The sequence below is a fragment of the Pseudomonas sp. AIG genome, assembly GCF_977020205.1.
The window spans coordinates 1-21,600 of the sequence record NZ_CDROCK010000053.1; the positions used below are offsets into that span (position 1 = coordinate 1).

At 59.3% G+C, this 21,600-nt stretch carries 15 protein-coding genes; 8 read left to right on the forward strand and 7 right to left on the reverse strand.

Annotation, left to right across the window (positions count from 1 at the left end; all coding sequences use genetic code 11):
* Positions 1–90: 90 nt before the first annotated feature.
* Both ACWR1S_RS24900 and ACWR1S_RS24905 read left to right on the forward strand, forming a co-directional pair.
* Positions 91–672: a PilZ domain-containing protein gene (locus tag ACWR1S_RS24900; RefSeq protein WP_454565342.1), complete on the forward strand. Its 582-nt coding sequence runs from the start codon at positions 91–93 to the stop codon at positions 670–672.
* A gap of 14 nt (positions 673–686) precedes the next feature.
* Positions 687–1,409 carry a glycerophosphodiester phosphodiesterase gene (locus ACWR1S_RS24905; protein ID WP_016986737.1) on the forward strand — a complete coding sequence of 241 codons (723 nt, stop codon included), beginning with the start codon at positions 687–689 and terminating at the stop codon, positions 1,407–1,409.
* A gap of 42 nt (positions 1,410–1,451) precedes the next feature.
* On the opposite strand, the gene sthA is transcribed toward ACWR1S_RS24905, so the two are convergent.
* Positions 1,452–2,846 (reverse strand): Si-specific NAD(P)(+) transhydrogenase, encoded by a 1,395-nt coding sequence (gene sthA / locus ACWR1S_RS24910; RefSeq protein ID WP_064117858.1) that lies wholly within the window; start codon positions 2,844–2,846, stop codon positions 1,452–1,454.
* A 197-nt stretch (positions 2,847–3,043) separates the two neighbouring features.
* Positions 3,044–3,988, reverse strand: coding sequence for an FAD:protein FMN transferase (locus ACWR1S_RS24915; RefSeq protein WP_454565343.1), 945 nt, complete (start codon positions 3,986–3,988; stop codon positions 3,044–3,046).
* Between the two features lie 162 nt (positions 3,989–4,150).
* On the opposite strand from ACWR1S_RS24915, the gene tcuC reads away from it, so the two are divergent.
* Positions 4,151–5,452 carry a tricarballylate/proton symporter TcuC gene (gene tcuC / locus ACWR1S_RS24920; protein ID WP_454565344.1) on the forward strand — a complete coding sequence of 434 codons (1,302 nt, stop codon included), beginning with the start codon at positions 4,151–4,153 and terminating at the stop codon, positions 5,450–5,452.
* A 102-nt stretch (positions 5,453–5,554) separates the two neighbouring features.
* Here the strand turns inward: tcuC and ACWR1S_RS24925 are convergent, their stop codons facing one another.
* On the reverse strand, positions 5,555–7,018 hold the full coding sequence (locus ACWR1S_RS24925) for a glyceraldehyde-3-phosphate dehydrogenase (protein WP_008082184.1): 1,464 nt from the start codon (positions 7,016–7,018) through the stop codon (positions 5,555–5,557).
* 354 nt (positions 7,019–7,372) lie between these two features.
* Here ACWR1S_RS24925 and mfd point away from each other — a divergent pair, with 354 nt between their 5' ends.
* From mfd to ACWR1S_RS24940, 3 genes are read left to right on the forward strand one after another with little or no spacing between them, the layout of a single operon-like run.
* On the forward strand, positions 7,373–10,822 hold the full coding sequence (gene mfd / locus ACWR1S_RS24930; RefSeq protein WP_454565345.1) for a transcription-repair coupling factor: 3,450 nt from the start codon (positions 7,373–7,375) through the stop codon (positions 10,820–10,822).
* 10 nt (positions 10,823–10,832) lie between these two features.
* The gene (locus ACWR1S_RS24935) at positions 10,833–11,399 is read left to right on the forward strand and encodes a CsiV family protein (protein ID WP_454565346.1); all 567 of its coding nucleotides are present in this window, start codon (positions 10,833–10,835) and stop codon (positions 11,397–11,399) included.
* An 11-nt stretch (positions 11,400–11,410) separates the two neighbouring features.
* Complete coding sequence (locus ACWR1S_RS24940) at positions 11,411–14,101, forward strand: DEAD/DEAH box helicase (RefSeq protein ID WP_454565347.1); 2,691 nt, start codon at positions 11,411–11,413, stop codon at positions 14,099–14,101.
* Positions 14,102–14,270: 169 nt separating this feature from the next.
* On the opposite strand, the gene ACWR1S_RS24945 is transcribed toward ACWR1S_RS24940, so the two are convergent.
* The 4 genes from ACWR1S_RS24945 to ACWR1S_RS24960 form a co-directional block, all read right to left on the reverse strand.
* Positions 14,271–17,564 carry a DEAD/DEAH box helicase gene (locus ACWR1S_RS24945; RefSeq protein ID WP_454565348.1) on the reverse strand — a complete coding sequence of 1,098 codons (3,294 nt, stop codon included), beginning with the start codon at positions 17,562–17,564 and terminating at the stop codon, positions 14,271–14,273.
* Positions 17,565–17,573: 9 nt separating this feature from the next.
* Positions 17,574–18,311 carry an S-methyl-5'-thioinosine phosphorylase gene (locus tag ACWR1S_RS24950; protein ID WP_016986745.1) on the reverse strand — a complete coding sequence of 246 codons (738 nt, stop codon included), beginning with the start codon at positions 18,309–18,311 and terminating at the stop codon, positions 17,574–17,576.
* 12 nt (positions 18,312–18,323) lie between these two features.
* Entirely contained in the window at positions 18,324–19,334 is a 1,011-nt protein-coding gene (gene nagZ, locus ACWR1S_RS24955) for a beta-N-acetylhexosaminidase (RefSeq protein ID WP_454565349.1), read from the reverse strand.
* 158 nt (positions 19,335–19,492) lie between these two features.
* Positions 19,493–20,200, reverse strand: coding sequence for a TetR family transcriptional regulator (locus tag ACWR1S_RS24960; protein ID WP_454565350.1), 708 nt, complete (start codon positions 20,198–20,200; stop codon positions 19,493–19,495).
* Between the two features lie 229 nt (positions 20,201–20,429).
* On the opposite strand from ACWR1S_RS24960, the gene lexA reads away from it, so the two are divergent.
* Together lexA and sulA are read left to right on the forward strand one after the other, a co-directional pair.
* Positions 20,430–21,038, forward strand: coding sequence for a transcriptional repressor LexA (lexA, locus tag ACWR1S_RS24965; protein WP_003226590.1), 609 nt, complete (start codon positions 20,430–20,432; stop codon positions 21,036–21,038).
* Between the two features lie 10 nt (positions 21,039–21,048).
* Positions 21,049–21,522 (forward strand): SOS-induced cell division inhibitor SulA, encoded by a 474-nt coding sequence (sulA, locus tag ACWR1S_RS24970; RefSeq protein ID WP_454565351.1) that lies wholly within the window; start codon positions 21,049–21,051, stop codon positions 21,520–21,522.
* The last annotated feature ends 78 nt before the right edge of the window (positions 21,523–21,600 follow it).

The following is a 21,600-nucleotide window of genomic DNA, read 5'->3' on the forward strand; positions in this document are numbered from 1 at the left end:
GGGTTTTTGGGAAGGAAAAGGGAACTTCTTTGGGGGGGGGGTCGAAACCCGGTTTTACACACAGCCCACCGCCGCTACCATGGGTTCGCCATGTCGACATTAGATGAAGAAGATCGCCGCGAATACTACCGTATCGAGGACACGATCGCACTGGAAATTCGGCCCCTGTCTGCTCCCGAAGCCGCAGGCCAGGAAGTGTTGCAGGATGCTTCCCCGCTCTTCAACCTGCTCAGTGAACTGCACCTGAGCGAATTCGAGTCGCAACACTTGTTGCGCCAGATCAGCGAGCGCGACCGGGCCATTGCCGCGTTCCTGAAATCCCAGAACAAACGCATCGACCTGCTCAGCCAAGTGGTCGCCCTGACCGTGCTGGGCCAGATCGGCGAGCCGCAACCGGTGATCATCTCCGAAGGCGGGATCGACTTTCAGCACCCGACGCCGATCACCACCGGCGCACACCTGTCGGTGAAACTGGTGCTGATGCCGCAAGCGCTGGGCCTGCTGCTGCGCGCCCGCGTCACCCATTGCGACCGCAAGGGTGAGGGTTATGACGTCGGCACCGAGTTCGAACACTTGACTGACGCGCAGCGCCAGTTGCTGGCCCGCTATATCTTGCAGAAGCAGGCCCAGGAACGACGTCTGGCCCGCGAACAAAACGAATCAGGCATTTAATTTAAGGAAGAACCGTGACCCTCATCTACGGCCACCGCGGCGCCAAGGGCGAAGCACCGGAAAACACCCTGAGCAGTTTTCAGGAATGTCTCAAGCACGGCGTGCGCCGCTGCGAACTCGATCTGCACCTGTCCAAGGACGGCGAGTTGATGGTCATTCACGACCCGACCCTCAAACGCACCACGGAACGGCGTGGCAAGGTTGTCGAGCACAGCGCAGCCGAACTGGTGACTTACGACGCGCGCAAGGGCGGCCCGGGCTGGATCAAACCCTGCCCGATTCCGACCCTGGAAGAATTGTTCGAGAAGTGCGATTTCGAGCACTGGCAGCTAGAAGTGAAAAGCGCTTCACGCACTCGCGCGGCAACCACGGTGCTGGCGATTCGTGAAATGGCCCAACGGCATGGCCTGCTCGACAAGGTGACAATCACCTCGAGTTCGCGGGAAGTGCTGAAAGCGGCGCTGGATCTGGTGCCGGACGTGTCGCGCGGACTGGTCGCCGAATACGCCTGGCTCGACCCGTTGAAGGTCGCGGCCAGCTATGGCTGTGAAATTCTTGCGCTGAACTGGACGCTGTGTACGCCGGAACGCCTGCAGAAGGCGCAGCGTCAGGGGCTGCATGTGTCGGTGTGGACCGTCAACGAGCCTGCGCTGATGCGCAGACTCGCCGACTTCGGCGTTGACAGCCTGATTACAGACTTTCCCGGTTTGGCCACTGCCACCCTCGAGAATTGCTGAAATCGGTCTCCCCGGCCGGCTCAGGCCACCGGCCGGAGCCCGTCAAAAAAGCCGGTTGAGGCCGTCGTACGCCGCTACCCGATAGGCTTCGGCCATGGTCGGGTAGTTGAACGTGGTGTTGACGAAATACTTCAGGGTGTTCAACTCGCCCGGCTGGCTCATGATCGCCTGACCGATGTGGACGATCTCCGACGCCTGATAACCGAAGCAGTGAACGCCCAGCACTTCCAGGGTTTCACGGTGGAACAGGATCTTCAGCATGCCTTGCGGCTCGCCGGCGATCTGCGCACGCGCCATGCTCTTGAAGAACGCCTTGCCGACTTCGTACGGCACCTTGGCCTGGGTCAGTTCCTGCTCGTTCTTGCCGATCGAGCTGATCTCCGGAATGGTGTAGATGCCGGTCGGCACGTCATTCACAAAGCGCCAGCTACCGTTATCAACGATGCTGCCGGCAGCCGAACGACCCTGGTCGTGGGCGGCACTGGCCAGGCTCGGCCAGCCGATCACGTCGCCGGCACCGTAGATGTTTGGCACGCAGGTGCGGTAAGCCTCGTCGACTTCGATCTGGCCACGGCTATTAACCTTGACGCCAATGTTTTCCAGACCCAACTGGTCAGTGTTACCGGTACGGCCATTGCACCAGAGCAAGGCATCCGCCTTGATCTTCTTGCCGGACTTGAGGTGCAGGATCACGCCGTTGTCGACGCCTTCAACGCGATCGTAATCTTCGTTGTGGCGCACGGTGATATTGTTGTTGCTGAAGTGGTAGCTCAACGCCTGGGAGATTTCCGAGTCGAGGAAGCTCAGCAACTGACCACGGTTATCGACCAATTCAACCAGTACACCCAGACCGCTGAAAATCGACGCGTATTCGCAACCGATCACGCCGGCGCCGTAAACGATCAGTTTACGCGGGGTGTGGCCAAGGCTGAGGATAGTGTCGCTATCGTAGATACGCGGGTGGTGAAAATCGATGTCCGCCGGGCGATACGGGCGCGAGCCGGTGGCGATGATGATGTGCTTGGCCACCAGTTTTTCGACCACACCGTTGGCGCAGACCACTTCGATGGTTTGCTCGTCGGCGAAGCTGCCGGTGCCGAAGAACACGTCGACGCGGTTACGGGCGTAGTAGCCAGTGCGCGAAGCGACTTGTTTGGAAATGACTTTCTCGGCGCTTTTCAACACGTCCGGGAAGGAGAACCAGCGTGGTTCACCGATCGCCCGGAACATTGGATTGGTGTTGAACTGCATGATCTGCCGCACCGAGTGACGCAGTGCCTTGGACGGGATGGTGCCGAGGTGGGTGCAGTTGCCGCCGACCTGGCGACGGCTGTCGACCATGGCGACCTTGCGCCCTGCTTTGGCGGCGTTCATTGCCGCGCCTTCTCCCGCCGGGCCGGAACCCAGCACCACCACGTCGTAGTTGTAGACAGCCATGCGTACTCCTCAGAACAGGCCGCGGTGCCAGCAGCACCGGCGGCTAAATCACGCCGAACGGCGGCGCGAAGGAACAATTGGGGGTCAATCAAGAACCCGGACACAGTCTATAGAAGCGTCAACGCCGCGCACATTAACCCTTGGTCGCGTCGTAGGCTACTTTTGCCTGCACTACAACGCCAGCTTTCGTATTGTTCTCAGTCAGTTTTCTTGCCACTGAGGCGATCGAAAGCGCGGCTGGTGCGGATGACAAAACCTGTATCGGCACGAATCACAAAGAATGCACCAATGTCATGTTTTTCGGCATAGTCCCACGCCCTTTCCGGGCCGAGAATCAGCAACAGCGTCGATAGTCCATCGGCCATCAGCGCTGAAGGATGAATCACCGTGACTGACGCCAGGTCGTGTAGGACCGGTGCACCGGTGCGCGCATCGAAGGTGTGGGAATAACGCCGACCGTCCTGCAGGAAATAGTTGCGGTAGTCGCCGGAGGTGGACACGCCGTAGCCGTCGACATTGATGATGCGCTCGGCGACCTGTTGATCATCACGAGGTTCTTCCAAAGCGATGCGCCAGGGTGAGCCGTCGAGTTTTCTGCCTTTGGCCTTTAATTCACCCGTGGCTTCGGCCAAGTAGTCTTGAATGCCCATGGCGTCGAGCCTCGCCGCGATAGTGTCGACGGCATAACCGGCAGCGATGCTGTTGAAATCGACTTCGACGGCGGCGTCTTTACACAACTGATCGCCATTGATGCGCAAGTGCTGATAACCGACGCGTGACATCACCTCGGCGAGTGCGGCGGCGCCAGGGACTTTCTCTTCTCGCCCCTGCGGGCCGAAGCCCCAGAGATTCATCAGCGGTTCGACGGTGACGTCGTAGGAGCCTTCGCTTTGCACTGACAGCTGTTCGCCAACGCGGACCAATTCAAGGACCGATGCAGGCACTTTCTGACAGCTGTTCGCGGGCAAAGCGTTGAAGCGCTGGATGTCCGAATCATTACGGTAAGTGGACAGTTGACGATCGACTTCGGCGAGGATGCCCTCCACTTCGCTGCGAACCTGCGTTGATTCAGGCATGCCGGCGTGGCGCACATACTTGATCGAATACGTGCTGCCCATGGTTGGCCCGCCAAAGCTTTCCATGGAATCGCCATTGCCGCAGCCAGCCAACAAGCCAGCCAGAATCACAAGCCCAAGCAACCGTCCAGTGAACAATTATTCATCTCTCCGTAAAACCACGGCGGCCATTATGAATTAAAGGATCTGCAACATCTTTATACAAAATCCAATAGTGAGTACCTGAACATGTCCACCACCACGGGCAAAGGCAAAGCGATCTTTCGCGTTGTCAGCGGCAACTTTCTCGAAATGTTCGACTTCATGGTCTATGGCTTCTACGCCACAGCCATCGCCAAGACCTTCTTCCCCACCGACAGCGCCTTCGCCTCGTTGATGCTGTCGCTGGCGACCTTTGGTGCGGGCTTCCTGATGCGACCACTCGGGGCAATCTTCCTCGGTGCCTACATCGACCGTCATGGCCGTCGTCAGGGCCTGATCATCACATTGGCGCTGATGGCTGCCGGTACGGTGCTGATTGCCTGCGTACCGGGCTACGCCACCCTCGGCGTCGCTGCGCCGCTGATCGTGTTGTTTGGCCGTTTGTTGCAAGGTTTCTCAGCCGGCGTGGAACTGGGTGGCGTATCTGTCTATCTAGCGGAAATTGCCACACCGGGCCGCAAGGGCTTCTTTGTCAGTTGGCAGTCCGCCAGCCAGCAAGCGGCGGTGGTATTCGCCGGTTTGCTCGGTGTCGGCCTCAACCACTGGCTGAGCCCCGAGCAAATGGGTGACTGGGGCTGGCGCGTGCCGTTCCTGATCGGCTGCATGATTGTGCCGGTGATCTTCGTCATTCGTCGTTCGCTGGAAGAAACTCCGGAATTCCAGGCGCGGAAACATCGCCCTACCTTGCGGGAAATTGTCCGCTCGATCGGTCAGAACTTTGGCATTGTCATCGCTGGCATGGCGCTGGTAGTGATGACCACGGTTTCTTTTTACCTGATCACCGCCTACACCCCGACCTTCGGCAAGGCTGAGCTGCACTTGTCGGACTTTGATGCGTTGCTGGTGACGGTGTGCATCGGCCTGTCGAACTTCTTCTGGTTGCCGGTGATGGGTTCGGTGTCTGACAAGATCGGTCGTAAGCCCCTACTGCTGGCGGCGACGATTCTGGCGATCCTGACGGCCTACCCTGCCCTGTCGTGGCTGGTGGCGAATCCGAGCTTCAGCCATTTGCTGATCGTCGAGTTGTGGTTGTCGTTCCTGTACGGCTCGTACAACGGCGCGATGGTGGTGGCGCTGACCGAGATCATGCCGGTGGAAGTGCGTACGACCGGGTTCTCGCTGGCTTATAGCCTGGCGACAGCGACGTTCGGCGGGTTTACCCCGGCGGCCTGTACGTACCTGATTCATGTGTTGGATAACAAGGCTGCGCCGGGGATCTGGCTCAGTGGCGCAGCGGTGCTGGGGTTGATTGCGACGCTGGTGCTGTTCCGTGGCAATAAACATGAACTGCGCACGGCGCAAGCGGCCATACCCGACGGCGCTCGATAGAACGCTTTCGCGAGCAGGCCGGTACTGACAACACAACTCTAAAAGGCACACAAACAAAAACGCCCCGATCTAAGTCGGGGCGTTTTCATTTGCAACGAGTGCTTAGCGCGGGAACGCTGGCGGATTTACATCAGCCATGTCTTCCATCACGCGGATAACCTGGCAGCTGTAACCGAACTCGTTGTCGTACCAGACGTACAGAACAACGCGGTTGTCCTGAACGATGGTCGCTTCAGCGTCGACCACACCGGCGTGGCGCGAGCCAACGAAGTCAGTCGAAACCACTTCCTGCGAGTTAACGAAGTCGATTTGTTTGTGCAGATCGGAGTGCAGCGCCATGTAGCGCAGGTACTCGTTCATTTCTTCACGGGTGGCGGCTTTCTCAAGGTTGAGGTTGAGAATGGCCATCGACACGTTAGGCGTAGGAACACGGATCGCGTTACCGGTCAGCTTGCCGGCCAGCTCAGGCAAGGCCTTGGCAGCAGCGGTGGCAGCACCGGTCTCGGTGATCACCATGTTCAGCGCGGCGCTACGGCCACGGCGATCGCCCTTGTGGAAGTTGTCGATCAGGTTCTGGTCGTTGGTGTACGAGTGAACGGTTTCGACGTGACCGTTGATGATGCCGAACTTGTCGTTGACTGCTTTCAGCACCGGCACGATGGCGTTGGTGGTGCAGGAAGCGGCGGAGACGATCTTGTCATCAGCGGTGATTTCACCGTGGTTGATGCCGTGAACGATGTTCTTCAGCTTGCCTTTGCCAGGCGCGGTCAGAACAACACGGTCGATACCCGGGCACTGCAAGTGCTGGCCCAGGCCATCAGCGTCACGCCATACACCGGTGTTGTCCACCAGCAGCGCGTCTTTGATGCCGTACTGGGTGTAATCCACTTCTGTCGGGTTCTTCGCGTAGATCACCTGGATCAGGTTACCGTTGGCGGTGATGGTGTTGTTTTCTTCGTCGATGGTAATGGTGCCGTTGAACGAACCATGTACCGAATCGCGACGCAGCAGGCTGGCGCGTTTGGTCAGGTCGTTGTCGGCGCCTTTGCGCACGACGATGGCGCGCAGACGCAGGCCGTCGCCACCACCGGTTTTTTCGATCAGGATGCGCGCCAGCAGACGGCCGATACGACCGAAGCCGTACAGCACAACGTCGGTGCCTTTACGTGCGGAAGCGTTTTGCTGGCCAACCACATCAGCCATCTCTTCACGAACGAACTGCTCGGCGCTGCGGCCGTTGCCTTCGTTACGGAATTTGAACGCCAACTTGCCCAGGTCTACCGAAGCCGCGCCGAGCTTGAGCTCGCTCATGGCTTTGAGCAGTGGGAATGTTTCGTGGACGGAGAGTTCGCTGTCGTCGGAAGAACGGTGGCGCGCAAAGCGGTGAGCTTTGAGAATCGCGATGACAGACTGGTTGATCAGGCTGCGGCCATAGATCGAGCTCACCACGTTGTTATTGCGGTAGAGCTGACCGATAAGCGGAATCATCGCTTCTGCGAGTGCTTCACGGTCGATCCATTCACCAAGACACTGGTCGGGCTTCTGAGTCACGGTAACCTTCCACATGTAGGGGCAGAAAAAAGGGGCTACATTATGCCGCCCACAACCTCATTCAGCAATGCGCGCTTGTCGCGAAATCGGTAACAAAATCCCTTTCAAAAAAATCACACCTCGCGCCAGCCCAGTAAATACGCGGCTTCCAGCGCTGTCAATTTTTCGTCAACTGTTAGACGATGTCTGTAACCCTCCGTAACACGAGCCAATTTCGGCACTACATAATCGCTAAAAAACGCCTGCTTTTTATGGTTACCACTACATTTCGCCAAAACAGCGAAGATAGACACAGTCTGCAACTGACAGGCGGCACCGGACGCCGCTACAATTACCGACTTTGTCGCAAAGCCTGGAGCTCAACCTTCCGTGCCCGTTCTGCGTCTACCGCTACTCCCTGCCGAGGCAGGTAAACAGCATTGGGGCAATTTGCCCGGTGCTGCCCTCAGCCTGGCGATTGCCGAGGCTGCCAGCGCGGCCAAGCGCTTCACCCTGCTACTGACCGCCGACAGCCAGAGTGCTGAACGACTGGAACAGGAGCTGAGTTTCTTCGCCCCGGATTTGCCCGTGCTGCATTTCCCCGACTGGGAAACCCTGCCCTACGACCTGTTCTCGCCGCACCAGGACATCATTTCCCAGCGCATCGCCAGCCTATACAGGCTGCCGGAGCTGGCGCATGGCGTGCTGGTGGTGCCGATCACCACGGCATTGCACCGCTTGGCGCCGACCAAGTTCCTGCTCGGCAGCAGTCTGGTGCTGGATGTCGGCCAGAAGCTGGATGTCGAACAGATGCGTGCGCGCCTCGAAGCCAGTGGCTATCGCTACGTCGACACGGTTTATGAGCACGGCGAGTTCACCGTACGCGGTGCGCTGATCGACCTGTTCCCGATGGGCAGCAAGTTGCCGTATCGGATCGACCTGTTCGACGACGAAATCGAAACCCTGCGCACCTTCGATCCGGAAAACCAGCGCTCCATCGACAAGGTCGATTCAGTCAAGCTGCTGCCGGCCCGTGAATTCCCGCTGCAAAAAGACGCGGTCACCCGCTTCAAGGCGCGTTTTCGCGAGCGTTTCGACGTCGATTTCCGACGCTGCCCGATTTTTCAGGATCTGAGCAGCGGCATCACCCCTGCCGGGATCGAGTATTACCTGCCACTGTTTTTCGACGAAACCTCGACCCTGTTCGATTACCTGCCGCAAGACACGCAAGTGTTCTCGCTGCCGGGTATCGAGCAAGCGGCGGAGAATTTCTGGAACGACGTGCGCAATCGTTACGAAGAACGTCGCGTCGATCCTTCACGTCCTTTATTGCCACCAGCGGAACTGTTCCTGCCGGTGGAAGATTGTTTCGCTCGCTTGAAGAGCTGGCCACGTGTGGTTGCCAGTCAACAGGACGTGGAAACCGGCGTCGGCCGCGAGCGCTTCCCCGCGCAGGCTCTGCCGAATCTGGCGATCGAAGCCAAAGCCACGCAACCGCTGGCGGCGCTGTCGGCATTTCTCGATGAATTCCCCGGACGCGTGCTGTTCACCGCCGAATCCGCGGGCCGTCGCGAAGTGCTGCTGGAGTTGCTTGAGCGCCTGAAGCTGCGGCCGAAAACCGTCGACAGCTGGCCAGACTTCGTCGCGAGCAAGGATCGTCTGGCGATCACCATTGCCCCGCTCGACGAAGGCCTGATGCTCGATGACCCGGCGCTGGCGCTGGTCGCGGAAAGTCCGCTGTTCGGCCAACGCGTGATGCAACGTCGTCGCCGCGAGAAGCGCAGCGACGTCAGCAATGACGCGGTGATCAAAAACCTCACCGAGCTGCGTGAAGGCGCGCCGGTGGTGCACATCGATCATGGTGTCGGCCGTTATCTGGGCCTGACCATTCTGGAAATCGACAATCAGGCTGCCGAATTCCTCACCCTCGAATACGCCGAGAACGCCAAGCTTTACGTGCCGGTGGCCAACCTGCATTTGATTGCGCGCTACACCGGCAGCGACGATGCGCTGGCCCCGCTGCACCGCCTCGGCTCCGAGGTTTGGCAGAAAGCCAAACGCAAAGCTGCCGAACAGGTGCGCGATGTTGCCGCTGAATTGCTCGACATCTATGCCCGCCGCGCCGCTCGCGAAGGCTACGCATTTGCCGACCCGAAAGCCGATTACGCTACGTTCAGCGCCGGTTTCCCGTTCGAAGAAACCCCGGATCAGCAATCGACCATCGAAGCCGTGCGCGAAGACATGCTCGCGCCGAAACCGATGGATCGACTGGTCTGTGGCGACGTCGGTTTCGGCAAGACCGAAGTGGCCATGCGCGCGGCGTTCATCGCTGTGCACGGCGGTCGTCAGGTGGCGATTCTGGTGCCGACCACCCTGCTCGCCCAACAGCACTACAACAGCTTCCGCGACCGCTTCGCCGATTGGCCGGTGACCGTGGAAGTGATGAGCCGCTTCAAATCGGCCAAGGAAGTGAATGCGGCGATTGCCGATCTGGCCGAAGGCAAGATCGACATCGTCATCGGCACGCACAAACTGCTGTCCGACGACGTGAAAATCAAAAACCTCGGGCTGGTGATCATCGACGAAGAACACCGCTTCGGTGTGCGTCAGAAAGAACAGCTCAAGGCCCTGCGCAGCGAAGTCGACATCCTCACTCTGACCGCCACGCCGATTCCGCGCACGCTGAACATGGCGGTGTCGGGCATGCGCGACCTGTCGATCATCGCCACGCCGCCAGCACGACGCTTGTCGGTTCGCACCTTCGTCATGGAACAGAACAAGAGCACGGTCAAAGAGGCCCTGCTCCGCGAACTGCTGCGCGGCGGTCAGGTTTATTACCTGCACAACGATGTGAAAACCATCGAGAAATGCGCCGCCGACCTCGCCGAACTGGTGCCGGAAGCCCGTATCGGTATCGGTCACGGACAGATGCGTGAGCGCGATCTCGAACAGGTGATGAGCGACTTTTATCACAAGCGCTTCAACGTGCTGATCGCCTCGACCATTATCGAGACCGGTATCGATGTGCCGAGCGCCAACACCATCATCATCGAGCGCGCTGACAAGTTCGGTCTGGCACAACTGCACCAGTTGCGTGGTCGCGTCGGCCGTAGTCACCACCAGGCTTACGCTTACCTGCTGACGCCGCCGCGCCAGCAAATCACTTCCGATGCGGAAAAGCGTCTGGAAGCGATCGCCAATACGCAGGATCTCGGCGCCGGTTTCGTACTGGCCACCAACGACCTGGAAATCCGTGGCGCCGGCGAATTGCTCGGCGATGGCCAGAGCGGGCAGATTCAGGCCGTCGGCTTCACGCTGTACATGGAGATGCTCGAGCGCGCGGTGAAATCGATCCGCAAGGGCGAGCAACCGAACCTTGATCAACCGCTGGGCGGTGGCCCGGAAGTCAACTTGCGCGTGCCGGCGCTGATTCCGGAAGACTATTTGCCGGATGTTCACGCACGCCTGATTCTGTACAAACGCATCGCTTCGGCCACCGACGAGGAAGGCCTGAAAGATCTGCAAGTCGAGATGATCGACCGCTTTGGCTTGCTGCCGGAACCGACAAAGAATCTGGTGCGCATCACGGCATTGAAGCTGCAGGCTGAGCAGTTGGGCATCAAGAAAGTCGATGGCGGCCCGCAAGGTGGACGCATCGAATTCGAAGCGCAAACGCCGGTCGATCCGATGACGCTGATCAAGCTGATCCAGAGCCAGCCAAAACGCTACAAATTCGAAGGCGCGACGATGTTCAAATTCCAGGTGCCGATGGAACGCCCGGAAGAGCGCTTTAATACTGTAGAGGCGCTGTTTGAGCGCCTCCTCCCGAAATCTGTTTGAAGGACGCCGCATGCGCCTATTTCGCTCACTGACTTTGCTACTCACCTTCGTAGCTCCGATGGCGTTTGCCGATGACCTGTATCAGGTCGAAATGATTCTGGTCCGGCAGAACGCCGTACCGGCCATCGTCAGCCGTGCCGCGCCGGAAGACTGGGCCGCTGGCGCTCAGCGCCTGGGCGATGACAGCAAGCGCACGCCTGCGTTGAATGACGTGGTGACGAAACTCACCGCCAGCGGCGATTACAGCGTGCTGATGCACAAGGCCTGGCAGCAAACCCTCGGCGAAGCACCGGCGAAAGTCGCGGTCAGCGATGGTCAGGAGCAGTTCGGACAATTCCCGATCGAGGGCACGCTGGAGATGAAGCTCGGGCGCTTCACCGACGTGAACGCCGATTTCTGGGTCAATCAGATCGACGCCAATGGCCTGGTCACCGCCAGTGAGCGCCTGAAACAGGACAGTCACACCAAGAATGGCCAGCTCAACTATCTCGACAACGGCCATCTGGCCCTGCTGATCAAGATCACTTCCCTGACCGCGCCTGCGCCACGGGAAGCGCCTGAAGCGATTCCGGACTGATCGAAGTCCTTATGAACCCGCCGCTGAGTAAACCGTTGGCGCCCTCCTGGGTCAGCCGATTCAAGGAACAGAGCCTGGAGCGTGGCCGCCGCTACGCCGTGGAAAACCGGGTACGTATCGCGCAAGTCGGCGATGCAACGATTACCGCCAGTTGCGAAGGCTCTGGCGGTAACGTTTACCGTCAGACGATTCATCTGCGCGAGTCAGCCAAAGGCACTCTGCTGCTGGTCGATGCGGCCTGCACATGCCCGGTTCGCAGCAACTGCAAACACTGCGCTGCGGTACTGCTGAAAGTCCAGGAAACCCTCGACTACCCTGCCGCCGCCAAAGACGCCGAACTACTGGAAAAACTCCAGGCCGTGCTGGAAAACCGCAGCCCGAAAGCGCCGCCGCAAGTGTTGGTCGACAATGTTCAGCCGATGCCGCGCCTGTGGCTGGCCAGCGTCGAGTTCAGCGCTTTCGAACCGCGTAACGGCAAAATGCAGCGCTATATTCAGCACCGCGCGGCGTTGTCGTTCAGTTATCTGGATGAGTACGTCAGCGGGCAGAAGCACAGCGACATCCTGATCCGTCAGGAAACCCAGACGCTGCGAATAAAACGCCATCCGGAAATCGAACAGTCCTACCGTGAACAGTTAAGAATCCTCGGCTTCCGCATTGCCACGCGGCAGAGCAAGGCGTTGCCGGAGAGCGCGGGCGAACTCTATGAGATGGTCAATGACAGCGCCTGGCTGACCTTCACCCTCAACGATCTGCCAAAACTGCGCAGCCAAGGCTGGGAGCTGCAGATCGATGAGGAATTCGGCTTCGATCTGACCGCCGTGGATGACTGGTACGCCACCGTCGAACAGGTGCCGGAGCGCGACTGGTTTGATCTGGAGTTGGGGATCATCGTCAACGGCGAGCGCCTGAGCCTGCTGCCGATCCTGCTCAACCTGATGCGCTCGCACGCAGAAATCCTCAATCCGGAACGTCTTGCGCGCCGTCGCGATGACGAGCTGATTCTGGTCAACGTGCCGCAACGAAACATTGAGCATGGGCCGTTGCAGGTTGCTCTACCGCTGGGCCGGTTGAAACCGGTGCTGATGACGCTCGGCGAGTTCTATTTGCAGGAGCCGGGCGAAACCACCCTGCGCCTGAGCAAGGCCGACGCAACACGACTCAACTCGCTGGAAGGCCTGCCGCTGCTGTGGGAGGGCGGCGAACAGATCCGTACGTTCGCCCAACGCCTGCGCGACATTCGTGATTTCAGCGTTGAAGCGCCGCAAGGCTTGAATGCTACGCTGCGCCCGTATCAGCTTGAAGGCTTGAGCTGGATGCAATCGCTGCGGCAACTGGAGGTCGGCGGGATTCTTGCGGACGACATGGGCCTGGGTAAAACCCTACAGACCCTGGCGCATATTCTCAGCGAGAAAAACGCCGGACGCCTGGACCGCCCGTGCATGGTGGTGATGCCGACCAGCCTGATCCCCAACTGGCTGGATGAGGCGGCGCACTTTACGCCACAACTGAAAGTGGTCGCGCTGTACGGCGCGGCGCGCAAGAAGCATTTCGACAATCTGGGCGACTTCGACCTGATCCTCACCACCTACGCACTGCTGCCCAAAGACGTCGAACGTCTGGCTAAACAGCCGCTGCATGTGTTGGTGCTGGATGAAGCGCAGTACATCAAGAATCCGAACAGCAAAGCTGCTCAAGCCGCGCGCGAGCTCAATGCACGTCAACGGTTGTGCCTGAGCGGTACGCCGCTTGAAAACCATCTGGGCGAGTTGTGGTCACTGTTCCACTTCCTGCTGCCCGGCTGGCTCGGCGACGTAAAAAGCTTCAACGCCGATTACCGTGTACCGATTGAAAAGCGCGGCAGTGAAGTCAGACTTCAACACCTGAACGGTCGGATAAAACCATTCTTGCTGCGTCGCACCAAGGAACAGGTCGCCACCGAACTGCCACCAAAAACCGAGATCATCCACTGGGTCGATCTCAACGAAGCGCAGCGCGACGTGTACGAAACCATGCGCCTGGCGATGGACAAGAAAGTCCGCGACGAGATCACCCGCAAAGGCGTGGCGCGCAGTCAGATCATCATTCTTGAAGCGCTGCTCAAACTGCGTCAGGTCTGCTGTGATCTGCGCCTGGTCAACGACGCCACCCTGCCCGCTCGCGGCAGCACCTCAGGCAAGCTCGACAGCCTGATGGAAATGCTTGAAGAGTTGTTCGAAGAAGGACGGCGGATTCTGCTGTTCTCGCAATTCACCTCGATGCTGTCGTTGATCGAGGAAGAGCTGAAAAAACGTAACGTGTCCTACGCGCTACTGACCGGTCAGACCCGTGATCGGCGCACGCCGGTGAAGGAATTCCAGAGCGGCAAGCGTCAGATCTTTCTCATCAGCCTGAAGGCTGGTGGTGTCGGTTTGAACCTGACTGAGGCGGATACGGTGATTCACTACGATCCGTGGTGGAACCCGGCAACCGAGAATCAGGCGACGGATCGGGCGTACCGAATCGGCCAGGAAAAACCGGTGTTCGTCTACAAGATGATTGCCCGGGGCACGGTGGAAGAGAAGATTCAGCACCTGCAGAAGGAAAAGTCCGACTTGGCGGCCGGCGTGCTGGATGGGCGCAAGGCCGGGGACTGGAAGTTGCAGAGCGATGATATTGAAGCGTTGTTTGCGCCGTTGCCGGACAAGCTCGACAAGCGTTGAGATATTTGTCGCCTGTTAAATAGCTTTCGCGAGCAGGCTCGCTCCCACACTGGATCTGTGGCATTCACCAATCCAGTGTTCACAGGGATCTTGTGAATCCCACAAATCTAATGTGGGAGCGAGCCTGCTCGCGAATGGCTCACCTCGGTCTAACGGTTAAAACCCAAGCTCAATCCTTGGAAACCGGCAACGGTGCAAACAGTGCCTCAATGTCACTCTGCTCCAGCTTCCAGCCACCCGTCGTCCCGCCTTCAAGCACCGCCCCGGCCAACGCTGCTTTCTCCTGCTGCAACGCCTGTATTTTTTCCTCCACCGTACCGCGAGCGATCAGTTTGTAAACGAACACCGGGTTGTTTTGCCCGATTCGATACGCGCGATCGGTGGCCTGATTTTCCACCGCCGGGTTCCACCAAGGGTCGAAGTGGATCACCGTGTCCGCAGCAGTCAGGTTCAAACCGGTACCCCCGGCCTTCAGACTGATCAGAAACAACGGCACCTTGCCGCCCTGAAAGTCCTTCACCGGCGTGCGTCGATCCGTGGTGTCACCGGTCAGCAGCGAATAAGCAATGTCACGTTGCTGCAATTCTTCCTCGATCAAGGCGAGCATCGAAGTGAATTGCGAGAACAACAGGATCCTGCGCCCTTCGCCGAGCAGCTCTTCAAGCATCTCCATCAAGCTGACCAGCTTGCCACTGCCGGAGCGCAACGCCTTCGCCGTCAGCGGCATCTTGATCAGACGCAAATCGCAACAGACCTGCCGCAGCTTGAGCAAGGCATCGAGAATGATGATCTGACTGCGCGCCACGCCACTGCGGGCAATTTCGTCGCGGACTTTTTTGTCCATCGCCACGCGCACCGTTTCATAGACATCACGCTGACCGTCGCTGAGATCAACCCAATGGACAATTTCGGTTTTCGGCGGCAGTTCGGTGGCCACCTGATCCTTTTTACGACGCAACAAAAACGGCTTGATCCGTGCCGTCAGATGCTGCATACGCTGAACATTGCCGTGCTTTTCGATTGGCGTGCGGTAATCGCGATTGAAGGACTTGCTGTCGCCAAGCCAACCGGGCATGAGGAAATGAAACTGCGACCAAAGCTCGCCCAAGTGGTTTTCCAATGGCGTGCCGCTCAGGCACAAGCGCTGGCGGGCCTGCAGGTCACGGGCCGCTTGCGCCGCTTTGCTGATCGGGTTTTTGATGTTCTGCGCTTCGTCGAGAATTAGTACGCTCCACAGCTGCGGCTGCAGAACCTCAAGATCCCTTGGCAGCAACGCGTAAGTGGTCAGCACCAGATCGTACTCAGCCAGATTAGCGAAATCCTTTTGCCGGCCCGTGCCGTGCAGCGCCAATACTTTCAACTGCGGGGTGAAACGCTCGACCTCGTCGAGCCAGTTTGGAATCAGGCTGGTCGGCATCACCGCCAGTGCCGGGCAATCGAGGCGACCGGCGTGTTTTTCCGTAAGCAGATGCGCCAGGGTTTGCAGCGTTTTGCCCAGCCCCATGTCATCGCCCAGAATGCCGCCGACCTCAAGCTCGCGCAGGGTCTGCATCCAGTTCAGGCCTTCGAGCTGATAGGGGCGCAGTTGCGCGTTAAGGCCGGCCGGCGCAGCGACGTGGGTGTGAATGGAATTCTGCAAGCGCTTGGCGAAGGTGCGTAGCCGCTCTCCCCCCTGCCAATCCAGCGGCACGCCATCGAGCATACTCAAGCGCGCGGCGTCCGGGACACTCAAGCGCAGTGCATCGCCCTGATGACCGCCCAGGTACAACTCGCCCAGCGTGGCCATCAGCGGTTTGACCCGACTCAGCGGCAGCGCAACCTTGGCGCCTGAAGGGTCGCCAAAACCGCTGGGCTTGAGTTCGATCAGGAGTTTTTCGTCATCGCCGCGTTGTGCCAGATCGACCGGGTCAAGCAAGCGCGGCTGCGTGCGCAACAAGTGCAGAAGGATCGGCAGCAAGCTGTAGCGCTGGCCATTGACGACGATACCCAACTGCAAATCAAACCACTGATGCCCAGCCTCTTCTTCGACCTCGGCGTACCACTGCTCAACCGGTTGCACATTGAAATGAAAGCCGGGACTCATCTCCACTTCCCAGTTCGAGGCGCGCAACGTGGCAAGCCCTTCGTGCATAAACCCGAGCCAGGCGGAATCATCCGGCAACGTGAACATCTCGCCGGGACGATCCAGCGAGCTCTTGCGCGTGGCTTTTTTGAAGCCGAGCTTTTGCAGGATCTGGCGCAGTTTCTTTTCCAGCGCAGGCTGGCGTTGAATGCGCTGGGTTTCGGTACCGTTGAGGATCATTACTTCCGGGTTGCGATCCACCGTCGGCTGGCCGTTGTAGGTAAACACCAGTGCGGCGCGGTGCTCAAGAATGTATTCCCAGCGCGAGCGCTCCCGACCACTGACGAGGGTCAGTTGTGGCTGCGGAAGTACGTCGTCGATGACTCGTTCGGTCAGTTGGTGGGGCGGCGGGATTCTCGTCGCGGCGCTCATGCGATGGCTGAACTGCATGGCCTGACGCGCCGGAATGTCCGGCGCCAGCGTCAAATGGCTGGCCAGTTTTTCTTCCAGTTCATTGAACAGAGGGCCAATCTGCCGCTGTTCACGATCCAGGTAATAAAGCGGCTCCAGCGCCAGCACGGTTTCCTGCGCAGCCTCGGCACTGCTCCACTGTGCACGGAAACCGCCATCGGCCTGCTCGGCCCAGGCGAACTGGCCGATGCGCTTCGCGCCCGGCAACAACGGTCGCAGATCCTCGAAATCGAGGAACAGCCGCGAGGTGCGCAGGAGCATTTCCAGCAGTTCGGCGCCGCTGCTGCCTTCCAGCGGATAGCCGCTGTAATAGGCGTGGTGGGAGTGCATGGCAACCAGCAGCCTGGCAACGCGCAGATCCAGCTCGGACAGGTAGCCGGGCTGACGCATGAGCATTTCCGCCAGCGAATACATCGGTTTGACTTCGCGTAACTCGCCGCTCTTGAGCTGGGAAACCTTGAAAATATCGAGCAGCCACTTGCCGCTCACTGACGTTGGCTTGAGCTTGTAAAACAGGCGCGTGCCTGCGGTTTGCGCGCCTTCTTCGGCGGGCTTGGCCGGCACGGGAATGGTCGAAAGCCAATGCTCCAGCGCCCGCCCCAAAGGGATCTGTGCGTCACTTTCAGACGCTTCATGATTACTGCCCTGCAGGTGATAGAGCACCGCAGCGCAGTGTTTGCAGTCGATTGAGACAGGACAGGTGCACAGGCAACGCAAGTTGACCGAACCCAACCGATCTTCGGACAGGTAAATGGTTTGTTCATACGCCTGATTTTCCGAACCGACGCAGAACGCCTCGATCTTCCTGTCATCGATCTCGATGATCTCTACCCGATCATCGGCGGCATAAGCCCGGGCCTTGGCCAGCGCGTTGTTAGTGAATGCCCGGGGCCAGGCCAATGACTTAATCTGTTCGATGAGAGTGCTCATGGGCAGTCCTTAGCCAGCCAGCACCCGTGCCAACGCCGACTTCACCTTGCCCATGCCATCGTGCAAGGCCTGCTCGATCTCGGCCATGGTGATCACTTCGGTGGTTTTGCCCGCCGCCGGGTTCACCACCAGCGCCAGACAGGCGTAATCCAGATCCAGCTCGCGGGCCAGTGCCGCTTCCGGCATGCCGGTCATGCCGACGATGTCGCAGCCATCACGTTCCAGACGCACGATCTCGGCGACCGTTTCCAGACGCGGGCCCTGAGTGCAGGCATACACGCCTTGATCGCTGTACTCACAACCTTCGGCAGCCACAGCGGCGATCAATTGCTGACGCAGCGGTTCGCTGTAGGGAAAGCTGAAGTCGATGTGGGTGACGTGCTCCAGATCATCGGCGAAAAAGGTGTGCTCGCGCCCGCTGGTGTAGTCGACGATCTGGTGCGGCACGCAGAAATGCCCGGTGCCCATCGCTGGATGAATACCGCCCACCGCGTTAACGGCAATGATCGCTTCGGCACCGGCCTGCTTCAACGCCCACAGGTTGGCGCGGTAGTTGACCTTGTGCGGCGGGAAGCGATGCGGGTGGCCGTGACGGGCGAGAAACAACACTTCCTTGCCGGCGTATTCGCCAATCTGCACGTCGGCCGATGGCGCGCCGTAGGGCGTGTCCACTGCCAGCGATTGGCGAATGGTCAGGCCTTCGAGTTGGGTCAGGCCGGTGCCGCCGATGATTGCGTAAACCGTCATAGCGAAAAATCCTTAATCGATCAGTTGAGCGTCTTTGAGCGCGCCGATGGCGGTGAGCCAGCGCGGATCCTGGCGATATTCGGTGTTGGCAATGGCCTGACCGCGCATGCGGGCGATTCGGGCCGATGGCTTGACCTTCATGCGTTGTGCGGCGCTCAGGGCCAGTTCGGCAGCGGCGCGGTCGTTGCACACCAGGCCCATGTCGCAACCGGCAGTCAGTGCGGCTTCGATGCGACTGGCAGCGTCGCCGACCACGTGGGCACCGGCCATCGACAGGTCGTCGCTGAAGATCACGCCGTCGAACTGCAATTCGCCGCGCAGGATGTCCTGCAACCAGCGGCGGGAGAAGCCGGCCGGGTGTGAATCCACCTGCGGATAGATGACGTGGGCCGGCATGATCGCGGCCAGTTGTTTGCTGAGTTTGGCGAAGGGCACGAGGTCGTTGGCGCGGATCTCGTCGAGGCTGCGCTCGTCGTTCGGGATCGCCACGTGGGAATCGGCTTCGGCCCAACCATGGCCGGGGAAGTGCTTGCCGGTAGCAGCCATGCCAGCGCTGTTCATGCCGCGAATGAATGCGCCGGCGAGCAGTGCGGCACGCTCGGGATCGCCCTCGAATGAACGGGTGCCAACCACGGCGCTGCGCTGGTAATCGAGATCAAGCACCGGGGCGAAGCTCAGGTCGAGCCCGACCGCGAGTACTTCGGTGGCCATGATCCAGCCACACTGCTCGGCCAGGTATTCGGCATTCGGGTTGTCGGCGATGGCGCGCATGGCCGGCAGACGCACGAAGCCTTGGCGTAGACGCTGTACGCGGCCACCCTCTTGATCCACCGCCAGCAACAGATCCGGACGAATCGCCCGAATCGCCGCGCTGAGTTCACGTACCTGACGCGGATGCTCGATGTTGCGCGCGAAAATGATCAGGCCGCCCACTTCGGGCTGACGCAATAATTGGCGATCCTCGGCCGTCAGCCAGGTACCGGCGACGTCCACCATCAACGAGCCTTGCAGGCCAGCAGTCATAGAGATTCCTTGAAAACGAAAAACCCGATCCGCAGGAAATCGCTACCGTGAGCAATGCTCGGCAGATCAGCAATTTCTATGCGGATCGGGTTCAAAACGAGAGTCGGCATGGGCGGCTAGCTTAGCGGATACAAGCTGCCGCGCCCACCCGTGCGCGGTTAAACCTTGGCGGCGACCGGCGCTGATTTGCTGCGTGGACGCAATTGCGCGGTGGCCATCGCCGCGTCGGTGACGCCGGTTTCGGCACGCATGCCCGCAGCGAGGAACGGCACCATCAGGCGCATCACTTGCTCGATGGAGGTGTTGACGCCGAAATCGGTCTCGGCGATCGCGCGCAACGCCTTGATGCCGGACATGCTGAACGCCGCAGCGCCGAGCATGAAGTGCACGCGCCAGAACAGCTCGATCGGTGGAATACGCGGCGCGGCTTCGTTGACCAGCAACATGTAGCGACGGAAAACCTTGCCGTACATGTCTTCCAGATAACGACGCAAGTGACCTTGGCTCTGGCTGAACGCGAGGCCGAGCAGGCGCATGAAGATCGACAAGTCGTTGCCGCTGCGTGGCTGAACCACGAGGGCTTGCTCGACGAGGATCTCCAACAGTTCTTCAAGCGTCGGCTTGTTTTCAGGCTTGGCCTGACGGCGCTCCAGCTCTTTATCGAGACTGATGCAGAACGGCCCGAGGAAGCGCGAAAACACCGCCTGGATCAGGGCTTTTTTCGAGCCGAAGTGATAGTTCACCGCTGCCAGATTGACGCCAGCCTTGCTGGTGATCAAACGCAATGAGGTTTCAGCGAAACCTTTCTCCGCGAACAACTGCTCGGCAGCATCAAGAATGCGTTCAACGGTTTCCGACTGGGCCATGGCTACTCCGCCTGACAAACACTTGTTTGAAACATACGTTTCAGCCTGTGCCTTGTCAAGCCTGCCAGTTCGTTTTGGGAATGGGCGGTCAGCTATTTAACCACACAAGACCGATGCATTAATAAGCAACGCTGCCGACCGTCCGGCGGCCTGCAAAAAAACGGGCATTGCCAAGGACGCTTCACTGTATATAATCCCAGTCACTGTATAAAAAGACAGAGCGATCAATATGCTAAAGCTGACGCCACGCCAAGCCGAGATTCTGGCCTTCATCAAACGTTGCCTCGAAGACAACGGCTACCCGCCAACCCGCGCGGAAATCGCTCAGGAACTGGGCTTCAAGTCGCCGAACGCGGCAGAAGAACATCTCAAGGCATTGGCCCGTAAAGGCGCCATCGAGATGACTCCAGGCGCTTCTCGCGGTATTCGCATTCCCGGCTTCGAAGCCAAGGCCGACGACTCTACCCTGCCGATCATTGGCCGGGTCGCTGCCGGCGCGCCAATCCTCGCCCAGCAGCACATCGAAGAATCCTGCAACATCAATCCGGCCTTCTTTCATCCACGCGCTGACTATCTGTTGCGCGTACACGGCATGAGCATGAAGGACATCGGCATTTTCGACGGTGACCTCCTTGCCGTGCACACCACCCGCGAAGCACGTAATGGCCAGGTCGTCGTTGCCCGCATCGGCGACGAAGTGACGGTCAAACGCTTCAAGCGTGAAGGCAGCAAGGTCTGGCTGATTGCCGAAAACCCTGAGTTCGCCCCTATCGAAGTCGACCTGAAAGATCAGGAACTGGTGATCGAAGGCTTGAGTGTCGGCGTCATTCGCCGCTAAAGGAGGCTTTATGCAGTTCCCACACACATCTCAGCAAACACAACTGCCTTTATTCGAAGCGTTTCTGGCACAACCGATGGCGCCGATCCTCAAAGAGGTTGTCGAGCGGCCATGGACTGCCGAACCTGAAGTATTCAGCGAGCTGTCCCTGCGTGGTGCTGCCGGGAACTGCCTGAACCTGCTCGCTCCGATTCTTCGCGAACTCAGTGAAGATCAGGACGCGCGCTGGCTGACGCTGATAGCGCCTCCTGCGAGCCTGACTCAGGCATGGCTGCGGGATGCCGGCTTGAATCGCGAGCGTATTCTGCTGCTGCAACCAAGAGGCGCTCAAAGCGCTCAGCAACTGGCGTGCGAAGCCCTGAAGCTGGGCCGCAGTCACACCGTAGTCACCTGGCTTAACCCGCTAAACACCCATTCACGGCAACAACTGATCAGCGCCGCACGCACGGGCGATGCTCAGAGCCTGAACATTCGTTTGGGTTGATTGGTGGTTATACGCGCTGTGTGAAGCGCAGGGCTTCTCCAGGGACAGAGAAGCCGATCTGAAGCGGTTATATCAAAA

Excerpts from the sequence above, each read along its gene's own strand:
- ACWR1S_RS24900 (WP_454565342.1), top strand. The coding sequence starts at position 91 with ATGTCGACATTAGATGAAGAAGATCGCCGCGAATACTACCGTATCGAG.
- sthA (WP_064117858.1), bottom strand. The coding sequence starts at position 2,846 with ATGGCTGTCTACAACTACGACGTGGTGGTGCTGGGTTCCGGCCCGGCG.
- ACWR1S_RS24915 (WP_454565343.1), bottom strand. The coding sequence starts at position 3,988 with ATGGAAAGCTTTGGCGGGCCAACCATGGGCAGCACGTATTCGATCAAG.
- tcuC (WP_454565344.1), top strand. The coding sequence starts at position 4,151 with ATGTCCACCACCACGGGCAAAGGCAAAGCGATCTTTCGCGTTGTCAGC.
- ACWR1S_RS24925 (WP_008082184.1), bottom strand. The coding sequence starts at position 7,018 with ATGTGGAAGGTTACCGTGACTCAGAAGCCCGACCAGTGTCTTGGTGAA.
- ACWR1S_RS24935 (WP_454565346.1), top strand. The coding sequence starts at position 10,833 with ATGCGCCTATTTCGCTCACTGACTTTGCTACTCACCTTCGTAGCTCCG.
- ACWR1S_RS24940 (WP_454565347.1), top strand. The coding sequence starts at position 11,411 with ATGAACCCGCCGCTGAGTAAACCGTTGGCGCCCTCCTGGGTCAGCCGA.
- ACWR1S_RS24945 (WP_454565348.1), bottom strand. The coding sequence starts at position 17,564 with ATGAGCACTCTCATCGAACAGATTAAGTCATTGGCCTGGCCCCGGGCA.
- ACWR1S_RS24950 (WP_016986745.1), bottom strand. The coding sequence starts at position 18,311 with ATGACGGTTTACGCAATCATCGGCGGCACCGGCCTGACCCAACTCGAA.
- nagZ (WP_454565349.1), bottom strand. The coding sequence starts at position 19,334 with ATGACTGCTGGCCTGCAAGGCTCGTTGATGGTGGACGTCGCCGGTACC.
- ACWR1S_RS24960 (WP_454565350.1), bottom strand. The coding sequence starts at position 20,200 with ATGGCCCAGTCGGAAACCGTTGAACGCATTCTTGATGCTGCCGAGCAG.
- lexA (WP_003226590.1), top strand. The coding sequence starts at position 20,430 with ATGCTAAAGCTGACGCCACGCCAAGCCGAGATTCTGGCCTTCATCAAA.
- sulA (WP_454565351.1), top strand. The coding sequence starts at position 21,049 with ATGCAGTTCCCACACACATCTCAGCAAACACAACTGCCTTTATTCGAA.